The sequence below is a fragment of the Microbacterium jejuense genome, from assembly GCF_019511665.1.
Lineage (GTDB): Bacteria > Actinomycetota > Actinomycetes > Actinomycetales > Microbacteriaceae > Microbacterium > Microbacterium jejuense_A.
This window is the reverse complement of record NZ_JAEUAW010000018.1, coordinates 61,450-73,167: the sequence shown is the minus strand read 5'-3', so window position 1 is coordinate 73,167 and position 11,718 is coordinate 61,450. Positions and strand designations below refer to the sequence as shown.

Genomic DNA, 11,718 nt, shown 5'->3' with positions numbered 1-11,718 from the left:
GTTAATAAGAGACAGGGCTCCGGGCCCTTCTTGGCCGTCCTCATGATGAGACCGACCTCGACGATCGCAAGCGCCGCGTAGATGGCGGTGAAGGCGACGAGCGAGATCAGCACCGTCCATCCCGGCACCGACGGCGAGACACCGTCCTCGGTGAGCATGAGGCTGAACACGATCCAGGGCTGGCGGCCCATCTCGGTGAAGACCCAGCCGACGAGGATCGCGAACAGCGAGGCCGGCCATGCCCAGACCGCCAGGCGCCACGCCCACGCCGGCACCTCGCGCTTGGCGTTCTTGCGGGTGAGCCACAGCCCCACCACCGCGACGAGCGCGGCGACGCCGCCGAGGCCGATCATCCAGCGGAACGCCCAGTAGGTGACCCACAGGATCGGGGCGAAGTTGCCGTCGACCTGGTCGGCGAACTGCGGGAACATCTCGGTCGTGTACAGCGTGTTGAGGTCGTTGATGCCCTCGACGCAGCCGTCGAACGTGTGGGTGGACAGCAGCGACAGCAGGTACGGCACGCGGATCGAGAACAGCTCGCTGGTGCCGTCGGGGGTGCCGAGGGTGAAGATCGAGAAGGAGGCGTCGGCCCCGCACACGGTGTTGAACGTGGCTTCGGCGGCGGCCATCTTCATGGGCTGTGTGGCCACCATCACCAGGCTCAGCTGATCGCCCGAGACGGCGACGCCGGCGAACGCGGCGATGAGGCCCCACAGTCCGAACTTCAGCGACGAGCGCATCATCTCGACGTTCTGCTTGCGCAACAGATGCCAGGCCGAGATCGACACGATGACGCCGGCGGTCATCATGAAGGCCGCGAACAGCGTGTGGGGGAGCGCCGCGAGCGCGACGGGGTTCGTGAGCACCGCGAAGAAGTCCGTCATCTCGGCGCGCGAGCCGTCCTCGGCCATCTTGAAGCCGACCGGGTTCTGCATGAACGCGTTCGCGGCGAGGATGAAGTACGCCGAGAACCAGGCGCCGATGGTGGCGATCCAGATGCTCGCGAGGTGCAGCGCCTTGGGCAGCTTGTCCCACCCGAAGATCCACAGGCCGATGAACGTCGCCTCGAAGAAGAAGGCCATGAGGCCTTCGAAGGCGAGCGGGGCGCCGAAGACGTCGCCCACGAACCGCGAGTACGCCGACCAGTTCATGCCGAACTGGAACTCCTGGACGATGCCCGTCACCACGCCCATGGCGAAGTTGATGAGGAACACCTTGCCGAAGAAGCGCGTGAGGTGGAGCCACTTCAGGTTGCCGGTGCGGAACCAGGCGGTCTGGAAGATCGCGACCGTCAGCGCCATGCCGAGCGTGAGGGGCACGAACAGGAAGTGGTACAGCGTCGTGAGGCCGAACTGCCAGCGCGCCAGCAGCAGAGGGTCCAGCAGATCCACGAGGGTTCTCCGATCGATCCGGACTGTTGCGACCACCGTAGCATGTGGTCAGACCACACGGATTCCTCTCGGGTCGAGAGGCCCCATGTGTCACCACTTTCCCAGTCCGGGAGCGGCCGCGCGCGCCGCCCCGCCGTGAATAATCCGCCCCCGGCGCGCCCTCCCGTGCCGCGCGCGGCTACCCTCGAACCATGACGGTGCGGACGGGGCGATCGGGGCGGCGCGCGTGAGCGCGATCCCCGTCGCGATCGGACGACGGATGCCGGCGGCCCCGGCACCCGACGGCACCGACTCGGCGCTCGCCGGGCTCGGCGCGCCGCTGATCGACACCCATGGCCGCGTGCACCGCGACCTGCGGATCTCGCTCACCGACCGCTGCTCGCTGCGCTGCACGTACTGCATGCCCGAGCAGGGCAACGAGTGGCTCGCCCGCACCAGCATCCTGACCCTCGACGAGATCGAGACCGTGGCACGGGTCGCCGCCGCGGACGGCATCACGACGTTCCGCCTCACCGGCGGCGAGCCGCTGCTGCGGACCGACATCGTCGAGGTCGTCCGGCGCCTCGCCGCCCTCACGGATGCCGACGGCCGGCCGGTCGAGATCGCGATGACCACGAACGGCATCCGGCTGCGGGAGCTGCTTCCCGCCCTCGTCGACGCGGGCCTGAACCGCCTCAACATCTCCATCGACACCCTCCGCCGCGACCGGTTCCGCGACCTCACCCGGCGCGACCGCCTGGACGATGTGCTCGACGGGATCGCGGCGGCCGCGGCATCCCCTCTCCGCCCGCTGAAGCTCAACGCGGTCGCCATGCGCGGCGTCAACGACGACGAGCTCGTCGACCTCGTGGAGTTCGCCGTCGCGCACGGCGCGCAGATGCGGTTCATCGAGCAGATGCCCCTGGACGCGGGGCACACGTGGGACCGGTCGAGCATGGTGACGCAGGACGAGATCCTCGCCCGCCTGGCAGAGCGCTGGGCGCTGACCCCCGTGCCCGGCCGCGGCGGGGCTCCGGCCGCGCGCTGGACGCTCGACGGCGGCCCCGACGTCGTGGGCGTCATCGCATCGGTCACCGCGCCGTTCTGCGGCGACTGCGACCGCCTGCGTCTGACCGCCGACGGGCAGCTGCGCAACTGCCTCTTCTCGACGACCGAGTACGACCTGCTGCCGCTGCTGCGCGGCGACGCGGACCTGCCGACGGCGATCGACGGGATGCTGCGGTCGTGCGTGCGGGGCAAGCTCCCGGGTCACGCGATCAACGACCCGTCGTTCCTGCAGCCGGCGCGCGGCATGAACGCGATCGGAGGCTGACATGGGACGCGTCACGACGCGCACGCCGGTCACACGGATCGTCCTCGGATCCGACGACGTCGCCGTCCGCCGGCGGGCCGACACCGTCGCGGTCGAGGAGCCGCTCGAGCTGCGCATCGGGGGCGAACCGCTCACGGTCACGATGCGCACGCCCGGTCACGACCTCGAGCTCGCCGCCGGCTTCCTCGTCTCGGAAGGAGTGATCGGCGCGGGTGCCGACATCCGCGCGGCGATCCACTGCGGCGGCCCCGGAACCGCCCCGTCGACGCCGATCCTGGGCATCGGCGCTCCGCCGGTGGCCACGCTCGCGCCGGCGCCGGCGGGGAACACGTACAACGTCCTCGACATCGCCCTCGCACCGCAGTCGCAGGACGCGGTCGCCGGACTCGCCCGCGCCTTTACGACGACGAGCGCGTGCGGCGTGTGCGGCGCCGCGTCGATCGACGCGATCGAGAAGCAGTCGCGTCACGACGTGTCGGTGGATGCCGTCACCGTCGAGGCCGCACTGCTCTCGGAGCTTCCCGACCGGCTGCGCGCAGGCCAGGCCGTGTTCGACAAGACGGGCGGTCTGCACGCCGCGGCACTGTTCGACGCCGCGACAGGCGAGCTCCTGGTGCTGCGCGAAGACATCGGCCGTCACAACGCCGTCGACAAGGTGATCGGCTGGGCGGTGCTCGACGAACGCCTGCCGCTCACGGGGACCGTGCTGCAGGTGTCGGGGCGCGCGAGCTTCGAGCTCGTGCAGAAGGCCGTCATGGCCGGCATCCCGATCCTCTCCGCGGTGTCGGCGCCGTCGTCGCTGGCCGTCGAGCTGGCGGCGCGGGCAGAGCTCACGCTCGTGGGATTCGTGCGGGGCGCGTCGATGAACGTCTACGCGCGGCCCGACCGCGTGAAGGTGTGATCAGGCGCCGTCGGTCAGCTGCACGACGCACTGGGCGGGATCGCACGACGGCGCGACGCCCTCGACGCGCAGCGGTCCGCCGGCCTGGGCGAGCACGCTGTCCATCAGGCCGATGTGCACGCCGCACAGCACGCCGCGCTGCGCGCCGGACGGGGCGTGCGGGCACGGGGTGAGGTCGACGGTCAGCTCGCTCTCGTCGACGATCGGGTCGAAGCCGGCGTCGCCGAGATCGTCGACGAGCGCGTCCAGCTGATGCAGGGCGGCGGTGGTGAGCGGTTCGGGTCCGGGCTCGGTCGGGGATCCGTACAGCCGTCGCAGCAGGTCGCCGCGACGCGCCGCCGCCTCGGCGCGACGCGCGGCCACCGGGCTCGAGGCGTCGTCGTATCCGGTGGCCGCCGAGTAGAGCACGCGCGGACGCCCGCGGGTGGTGCGGTGCTCGGTCTCGGCGATCACATACCCGGCATCGATGAGCCGCTGCACGTGCTCGCGGACGGTGTTGGCGTGCAGACCCGTGGCTTCGACGAGCTCGGGGATCGCCCGCTGCGGACGCTCCTGCAGCAGCCGCATGATCTCGACGCGCGAATAGCTGGAGATCGCGCTGTAACCCGTCCCCATGCCCCCATTATCTCCGGATGCCGCCGGCCGAGGCCGCGACGCCGCACCCGTGCGCGGGGTTAGAAGACGAAGAGCTGGCCCATCACGAGCGTGACGATGAAGAACAGGCCGACGACGGCCGCGATGATCGCCAGCGTCTTGCCCGACAGCTTGGCGACACCCCAGCCGACGAGGAAGGGCAGCGCCAGCAGGAAGATCGCGACGATCCACCAGAAGGCGACGTAGCCGCCCTGGGTGGCGTCCGACAGCCGGCCGCCGAACAGCTGCTGCGTCGCGGGGTGCGTCGCGAAGCGCACCGCGGCAGAGATCGGCACCGCGACGAATGCGAACACGATGAGGCCGACGAGGGTGCCCCACAGGGCCGGGCTGCCGTTGCCGGAGAGGACGCCGCCGTGGAGCTCGGGTTCCTGCCGGTGCTGCTGCTTGCCTGATGCCATAGGCATGACTCTAGCGGCGCGCGGCGTCGGCCCGTCATGCGATCTGAGTGGATTGACGCGCGTCGGGATGCGGACGCGACGCTGCCCGCCGGTCGCGAGACGGGCGGGCAGTGTCAGGGCGCCAGGGATTACTGCTTCGGGGTGCGGTTCTCCGCGCTCACCATCCACGAGAGCTGCTCCACGCGTTCGAGGATCGCGTGGAGGATGTCGGCACTCGTGGGGTCTTCTTCGTCGACGTCGTCGTGGACGTCGCGACAGGTCTGGGCGACGGCATCCAGTCGCTCGGTCATGAGATCGATGACGTCGGTCGTCGCGATCTCGCCCTGCGGGAACTCGGGCAGCGTGGTCGTCTGCGCGACCTCGCCGCTGCGGCCGTCGGGCAGCGCATGGAGTGCGCGCATGCGCTCGGCGACCGTGTCGGCGAACGAGCGTGCCGCCTCGATGATCTCGTCGAGCTGGAGGTGGGTGTCGCGGAAGTTGCGTCCGACGACGTTCCAGTGCGCCTGCTTGCCCTGCAGCGACAGCTCGATGAGGTCGACGAGCACCCGCTGCAGATTCTGGGCGAGGGTCTCGGAAGCGGCGAAGCCGCCCTCCGCGTTCTGCTCGGTTGTGCGCTCCGCGCCGGCGCCGCCGGACGCACGCCGCGTGCGCGACGTCGTGGTGCCGGTCCGCCGCGATGCGGCCGAGCTGCTCGACGAGGTCTTCTTCGCGGTCGTGTTCGCCATCCGTCTCTCCGTCTCTCGGTCGTCGCGCCCGTGGTGTGCGGGTCGTGTCCGACGCTAACCCGAGACCGTCGGACGCGTCCGGGGATTGTGTCGTGGACGGCGGCGTGCTAGCCGCGCGCGTCTGCGCTGGGTGCGCTCGCGGGCGACGGCATGGTGGGATGGGTCCGATGACTGCGCCGCGCTTCGCCCCGGACCCTTCCGCCGCCGATGACGGCGCCGCCGTGCCCCCGGCGCTGGCGCCGCGCGCCGGTGCCGCCGAGATCGCCGCCGCCGTGCGCCGCGGCGACGTCACCGCCGTCGCCGTGGTGGACGCCCACCTCGACCGCATCGCGCAGCGCAACGGCGACCTCGGCGCGCTGACCGTGGTGTTCGCCGAGCGGGCTCGGGAGGCGGCATCCCTCGTGGACGCCGCCGTGGCCGCGGGGAGCGATCCTGGGCCTCTCGCGGGCGTGCCGATCTCGGTCAAAGAGAACATCGACCTCACGTGGTCGGCGACGACCAACGGGTGGCGCGGCATGGCTGAGGCGATCCCCGCGCGCGATGCGACGATCGTGCGGCGCCTCCGCGAGGCCGGGGCGGTTCCCGTCGCGCGCGGCAACATGCCCGATTTCGGCATGCGGTGGGACACCGACAACGACGTGTTCGGGCGCACGCGCAACCCGTGGAACCCGCAGCGCAGCGCCGGTGGCTCCAGCGGCGGAGATGCCGTCTCGGTGGCCACCGGCATGAGCGCGATCGGGCTCGGCAACGACTTCGGCGGCTCGCTGCGCCTGCCGGCGTACGCCGCCGGTGTCACGGGACTGCGGCCCTCGCGCGGCCGCGTGCCGCGCGCGGCGGTCACGGGGTACCCCGTGGCGCTCACGCTTCAGGAGTTCTCGGTCAACGGCCCCATGGCCCGCTCCGTCGACGACATCGCGCTCGCGCTCTCGCTGATGCAGGGGAGGGATGCCGACGACCCGGTGTCCGTGGACGCTCCGGTGGTGCGGGACCTGCCGCGCCGGGTCGGCGTCGTGCGCGAGGTCGGCACAGCCGTGGCTCCGCAGGTCGCGACGGGGATCGAGCGGGCCGCGGCATCCCTCGCTTCGGCCGGGTGGGATGTGGTCGACGTCGAGGCGCCCCGGCTCGAAGAGGCCGCCGTGCTGTGGCGCCGGCTGTCGTGCACCGACATGCTCGTCTCGCTCGATCCGGCCGCGCTCGGCATGCCGCTCGGCCGCTCGGCGACGGCGTTCCTGCGCGACAGCACGGCGGCCGCACGGCCCTACGACACTGCGCGAGAGTACGCCGAGGCCTGGGCGCAGCGCGCCGTCGTCGCCGCGGACTGGCGGCGTCTGCAGGCCGACGTGCCGCTGATCCTGGGACCGGTGTCGGCGTCGCGCATGCGCGAGCCGGACTACGACCTCGGCGGGCAGGATGCCGCCGACGACGCCTGGCGGGATCTCTGGCTCACCGTCGCCGCGAACTTCCTCGGCCTGCCGACGCTCGCGCTGCCTGCAGGGCTCGGCGACGACGGCATGCCCGCCGGGGTGCAGCTCATCGGCCCGCTGTTCGCCGAGGATGCGCTGTTCGAGGCCGGGCGCGCGATCGAGGCGGGCGTGCCGCCGCTGCCCGCACCGCCTGCCGGCTGATCGACCCGGGGGACCCATGCCGATCGCGCTGCCCGACCTGACCGGACGCACCGCCGTGGTCACCGGGGCCAGCGACGGCGTCGGCCTCGAGATCGCGCGCGGCCTCGCCGGCGCCGGAGCAGACGTCGTGGTGCCGGTGCGCAACCGTGCGAAGGGCGAGCAGGCGATCGCGCGGATCCGCGAGGGCCGCCCCGATGCCCGCTTGACGTTGCGCGACCTCGACCTCGCGCGCCTGGACTCGGCCGGCGCGCTTGCCGACGCGCTGCGGTCCGAGCGTATGCCCGTCGACATCCTCGTCCTCAACGCGGGGATCGTGCTGCTGGGCGACAGGCAGCGCCACGTCACCGAGGACGGGTTCGAGCTCCACTTCCAGACGAACTTCCTCGGTCACTTCGCTCTCACGACCGCGCTGCTGCCGCTGCTGCGTGAGCGGCGGGCACGGGTCGTCGTGCAGTGCAGCATCGCAGCGGCCGTCTCGCGTCTCGACTGGCGCGACCTGCAGGGCGAGCGGCGCTATCGGCCCCTGTGGGCGTATGGGGCGTCGAAGGCCGCACTCGGCCTCTTCGCGTGCGAACTGGCGCGCCGCTCCGCCGCTGGCGCCTGGGGCGTGAGCGTGCAGCTCAGCCAGCCGGGCATCGTGCCCGGGACCGCGATCGCGCCCGCGCTGCGTGCTCGCATCGGGGCGGGGGTGCAGAACGCCGTCGCGCGCCTCGTCAGAAACCCGCCCGCCGACGCGGCGCTGCCCGCACTGGTCGCGGCGACAGCTGCAGCGACGCCGGGCGCCGACCTCTTCGGCCCGTCAGGGTCGTTCCACCGGCGCAGCGCTGTCACCCGTCGTCGCCCGTATCGCAGCGTCAGCGACCCGGTCGACGGCGAGCGCGTGTGGACGACCGCCGAGCTGCTGCTCGCCGAACGGATCCGGCCCGCCTGACGACCCGACGCGACGACTCACGGCAGCGGCGTCTCGGGCGCCGTGCCGGGGAACGGCGGCTCCTCGGGATTGGGAGCGAGCGGCTCTTCGGGCCACGGCGACGGCGGCTCGTCCGGCGTGGCCGGGAAGGGCTCGCTCGGGTTCGGCTGGTCCGGACCGGGCTGGTCGGGTCCCGGCGGTCGTTCGCCGGGAGGGACCTGACCCGGCAGCGGCTCGGGGATGGTGGGATCGGTCATCACTGCCTCCAGCCCGGCGCGTTCGCCGGGCACCTTCAGCCTCGGTCTGGGGCCGGCGCGGCGCCACCCCCTTGACTCCCCGGGGCCGTGCCGTCACCGTTCCGGGTCGAAGCGGGTGCGCGCCAGCCGATGCAGCATCAGCGCGACATCGAGCCTCGTGCGTCCGCGCGGGGTGGACGGGTCGTAGCCGAGGAGGCCGGGAAGCTCGTCGATACGTGCACCCATCGTGGAGTGGTGCACGCCGGCGCCGGCGGCGAGCGAACGCCGGCTCGCGCCTGCGGCCAGCGCGCGCAGCATCCCCTCGGTCCACGTCGTGCGCAGTAGCGCGTCGATCACGACGGCATCGGGGTGTGGCGCCGGCCGGTGGTCCTCGGCCTCCGCAAGAGGCAGCAGCGCACCGAGCTCGGCCGCGCGCACGACTGGCTCGTCGCGGTCGGTGAGCCGCAGCGCCACCAGCGCCGAGCGCCAGGACTCCCGTACCTCGGTGGGAGAGGCCGCGGCGATCCCGATGCCGGCGCGTGCCGCCGGGGGGTCGTCGTCGGGTGCGAGCACCGCTCGCGCGATGCCGAAGCGGGTCGCGACGACGGCGTGCGCGAGCGGCCGTTCGAGTCGCAAGGACGTCGGCACGGCGACCGCGTGGATCACGGGGTGCGCGCCGAGAGACAGGCGCGCGGATGCCTCGTCCCGGTCCTCGTCGGTCGCATCGGCCGACAGCAGCACCTCGACCGCGCGCCGCGTGGGGGCGGCCGTGTCGAGCCGCGCCGACTGGATCGACAGTGCGATCGCAAGCCGCTCCAGCACCATCGCATCGTTCGCGTGCGGCGATCCCTCGCGCTCGAGCCACACGACCGAGCCGTCGGCCGACGACACGACGGGCCATCTTCCGGGATCGCCGGGCGGCGATTCGGAGCCGTCGGAGCCGATACGTCGCCCCTTGCCGGTGCGCCCGGCGGCGACGTGCCCGATCGTCGCTCCGGTCAGGACGGCCGCGCCGCGCAGCATGCCGTCGGTGCCGACGCGTCCGTCCACGAGCGCGTCGAAATAGGCGATGACCTTGAGCGTCTCGCTCGCCTCGGGGTCGAGCGCGCTGAGACGCCCCACGAGCTCCTTCATCGGCATCCCCTTCGCGGCGGCGCACACGTGCGGCGCCGCCGAGGCCCACCCTACGCGGGCGCCTGCGGCGACGGCTCACACCTCGAGCATGCGGGTGAGCCAGCGGTTGCGGGTCTCGATCATCGCCCTCGACAGCTGCGCCTGCGGCGCGAAACCGTCGAAGCCGTGGAACCCGCCCGGCCACACGTGCAGCTCGGCGATGCCTCCCGCGGCCCAGATGCGCGATGCGTAGGCGACGTCCTCGTCGCGGAACACCTCCGCGCTGCCCACGTCGATGAACGTCGGTGGCAGGCCCGAGAGGTCCTCGGCGCGACCGGGTGCCGCGTAGATCGACACGTCCGACGAACCGCGACGTTCGCCGAGCAGAGCGTCCCAGCCGGTGAAGTTGCTCGTGCGGTCCCACACGCCGATGCCCTGGATCTGGTGCGACGACACCGTCTCATTGCGGTCGTCGAGCATCGGGTAGATCAGCAGCGACGCCCGCAGCCGCGGCCCGCGCCGGTCGCGGGCGAGCAGGGTCACTCCGGCCGAGAGTCCGCCGCCCGCACTCGCGCCGCCCACGATGAGACGGCTCGGGTCGATGCCGAGCTCGCCGGCGTGCTCGGCAGTCCACACCAGGCCGGCGTAGCAGTCCTCCACCGGAACCGGGTCGGGGAACTCCGGCGCGAGACGGTACTCCACGCTCACGACGACGGCGCCGTGGCTCTGGACGTACGGCAGGAACGCCTGCACACCCATGAAGCGATTGCCGATCACCATGCCGCCGCCGTGGATGTGGTAGATCCCCGGACCGGTCGTGGCCTGCCCCGGACGCCGGTAGATCGACAGCACGATCTCGCCGCCGTCGTAGCCGGCGATCGTGCGCTCCTCATGCACGGCACCCACCGCCGCGACGAGGTCATCAAGAGTCGGGTCGGCCGGCATCTGGCGCATCAACGGGATCATGTCGGGCGTCAGCGTGGGGCTGATGATGTCGGCGACGAGTTCGAGGGCGGCGTTCAGCTCGGCGTCGAAGGGTGGGGCGGTCAGTTCGGGCATGTCGATCTCCATTGTTCGGTCGCCGCGACGCTGCGGCGTCTCCGATCCTCCGTTCACGTCGAGGGATGCCGCGACCGCCGCGTGCGGCGGGTTCAGGGCATCTTGCCCGCCACGTGGCGAGCGCTCGACATCGGCTTGGACGCTCGGGTGCGTCCTCGCGTCCATTCTCCGCCGGGAAGCCGCGAGACAACCGGGCAGGACGACAGCGGAGCATCCGTAGGCTGGGGGTGTGGCATCCGTTCTCAACATCTCGGCGTACCTGTTCACGCGCCTCGACGACGCCGCCGCGCTGAAGCCGTCGCTGCGTGAGCGTGCGGTCGCGGCGGGGCTCAAGGGCACGATCCTGCTCGCCGAAGAGGGCATCAACCTGTTCCTCGCGGGCGACGCCGAAGCCGTGCGCGGGTTCGTTGACGACCTGCGCCGCGACCCGCGGTTCGCCGCCCTCACCACGAAGGAGAGCTGGTCCGACGCGCAGCCGTTCGGCCGCATGCTCGTCAAGGTGAAGCGCGAGATCATCCGCATGGACCACCCCGCCATCCGTCCCGAGTCCGGGCGGGCTCCGTCCGTCGATCCCGTGACGCTCCGCCGCTGGCTCGACGCGGGCGCCGACGACGAGGGGCGCGAGGTCGTGCTGCTCGACACGCGCAACGCGTTCGAGGTCGACTACGGCGCCTTCGACGGTGCGGTGGACTGGCGGATCGAGCGGTTCACCCAGTTTCCGGATGCCGCAGCCGCCGCGGCATCCGATCTCGCGGGCAAGACGGTCGTCAGCTACTGCACGGGCGGCATCCGGTGCGAGAAGGCGGCCATCTATCTGCGCGAGATCGGCGTGCCGGCCCTGCAGCTGGACGGCGGCATCCTCGGCTACTTCGAGCACGTGGGCGGCGCGCACTGGAACGGCGAGTGCTTCGTGTTCGACGAGCGCGAGGCGCTGACACCGGGACTGTCGCCTGTCGGGACGGAGGTCGTCGCATGACCGGCGCGGACGAGACCCGTACTCCCGCACGGCCGACCGTCGCGGCGATCGTGCTGGCCCTCGTGCTCGACGTCGTGCTCGTCGTCGCGTTCGCGGCGACCGGCCGCGCGAGCCATGACTCCGACGTCTGGTCGGGGCTGTGGCAGACGGCGTGGCCGTTCCTCGCCGGGCTGGGCGTCGGCTGGCTCGCGACCCTCGCATGGCGCGCACCCGCGGCGCCGGTGCGCACCGGACTCGGCGTGTGGGCGGCCACCGTGATCGTCGGGATGATGCTGCGCGCCGTCACCGGCCAGGGCACGGCCATCGCGTTCATCGTAGTGGCGTCGGTCGTGCTGCTGGTCGCGCTCGTCGGCTGGCGGCTGCTCTCGGCGCTCGTCCGCCGGCTGCGGCGGACATGAACGACCTCAGCGGCTGAACC

Annotated in this window: 13 protein-coding genes; 6 read left to right on the top strand and 7 right to left on the bottom strand. The window is 72.1% G+C overall.

The window, feature by feature from the left end; genetic code table 11:
- Positions 1-1,391: cytochrome ubiquinol oxidase subunit I (locus tag JNB62_RS17350; protein WP_220302152.1), on the bottom strand; the 1,391-nt coding region annotated here is incomplete at its 3' end.
- Between the two features lie 259 nt (positions 1,392-1,650).
- On the opposite strand from JNB62_RS17350, the gene moaA reads away from it, so the two are divergent.
- Together moaA and fdhD are read left to right on the top strand one after the other, a co-directional pair.
- Positions 1,651-2,703, top strand: a complete 1,053-nt coding sequence (moaA, locus tag JNB62_RS17345; protein WP_222856197.1) for a GTP 3',8-cyclase MoaA — start codon at positions 1,651-1,653, stop codon at positions 2,701-2,703.
- Between the two features lies 1 nt (position 2,704).
- Positions 2,705-3,604, top strand: a complete 900-nt coding sequence (gene fdhD / locus JNB62_RS17340) for a formate dehydrogenase accessory sulfurtransferase FdhD (RefSeq protein ID WP_220302150.1) — start codon at positions 2,705-2,707, stop codon at positions 3,602-3,604.
- Here the strand turns inward: fdhD and JNB62_RS17335 are convergent, their stop codons facing one another.
- From JNB62_RS17335 to JNB62_RS17325, 3 genes are all read right to left on the bottom strand, one after another.
- On the bottom strand, positions 3,605-4,219 hold the full coding sequence (locus JNB62_RS17335) for a winged helix-turn-helix transcriptional regulator (RefSeq protein ID WP_220302149.1): 615 nt from the start codon (positions 4,217-4,219) through the stop codon (positions 3,605-3,607).
- A gap of 59 nt (positions 4,220-4,278) precedes the next feature.
- A complete protein-coding gene (locus JNB62_RS17330; protein ID WP_223231229.1) occupies positions 4,279-4,656 on the bottom strand; it encodes a hypothetical protein in 378 nt (125 codons plus the stop codon).
- A 128-nt stretch (positions 4,657-4,784) separates the two neighbouring features.
- Positions 4,785-5,381, bottom strand: a complete 597-nt coding sequence (locus tag JNB62_RS17325) for a Dps family protein (RefSeq protein WP_220302147.1) — start codon at positions 5,379-5,381, stop codon at positions 4,785-4,787.
- Between the two features lie 167 nt (positions 5,382-5,548).
- On the opposite strand from JNB62_RS17325, the gene JNB62_RS17320 reads away from it, so the two are divergent.
- On the top strand, positions 5,549-7,006 hold the full coding sequence (locus tag JNB62_RS17320; RefSeq protein WP_223231228.1) for an amidase: 1,458 nt from the start codon (positions 5,549-5,551) through the stop codon (positions 7,004-7,006).
- Positions 7,007-7,022: 16 nt separating this feature from the next.
- The gene (locus JNB62_RS17315; protein WP_220302145.1) at positions 7,023-7,937 is read left to right on the top strand and encodes an SDR family oxidoreductase; all 915 of its coding nucleotides are present in this window, start codon (positions 7,023-7,025) and stop codon (positions 7,935-7,937) included.
- Between the two features lie 17 nt (positions 7,938-7,954).
- Here JNB62_RS17315 and JNB62_RS17310 read toward each other — a convergent pair whose 3' ends face one another.
- The 3 genes from JNB62_RS17310 to JNB62_RS17300 all read right to left on the bottom strand — a co-directional run bounded on the left by JNB62_RS17310 (position 7,955) and on the right by JNB62_RS17300 (position 10,324).
- A complete protein-coding gene (locus JNB62_RS17310; protein WP_220302144.1) occupies positions 7,955-8,173 on the bottom strand; it encodes a hypothetical protein in 219 nt (72 codons plus the stop codon).
- 93 nt (positions 8,174-8,266) lie between these two features.
- Positions 8,267-9,286 (bottom strand): helix-turn-helix domain-containing protein, encoded by a 1,020-nt coding sequence (locus JNB62_RS17305; protein ID WP_220302143.1) that lies wholly within the window; start codon positions 9,284-9,286, stop codon positions 8,267-8,269.
- A 75-nt stretch (positions 9,287-9,361) separates the two neighbouring features.
- Positions 9,362-10,324: an alpha/beta hydrolase gene (locus JNB62_RS17300; RefSeq protein WP_220302142.1), complete on the bottom strand. Its 963-nt coding sequence runs from the start codon at positions 10,322-10,324 to the stop codon at positions 9,362-9,364.
- A 229-nt stretch (positions 10,325-10,553) separates the two neighbouring features.
- Between JNB62_RS17300 and JNB62_RS17295 the strand changes: the two genes are divergently transcribed.
- Positions 10,554-11,300 carry a sulfurtransferase gene (locus tag JNB62_RS17295; protein ID WP_220302141.1) on the top strand — a complete coding sequence of 249 codons (747 nt, stop codon included), beginning with the start codon at positions 10,554-10,556 and terminating at the stop codon, positions 11,298-11,300.
- Entirely contained in the window at positions 11,297-11,698 is a 402-nt protein-coding gene (locus JNB62_RS17290; RefSeq protein WP_220302140.1) for a DUF3054 domain-containing protein, read from the top strand. Before JNB62_RS17295 ends, JNB62_RS17290 begins: the two co-directional genes overlap by 4 nt.
- Positions 11,699-11,718: the final 20 nt, after the last annotated feature.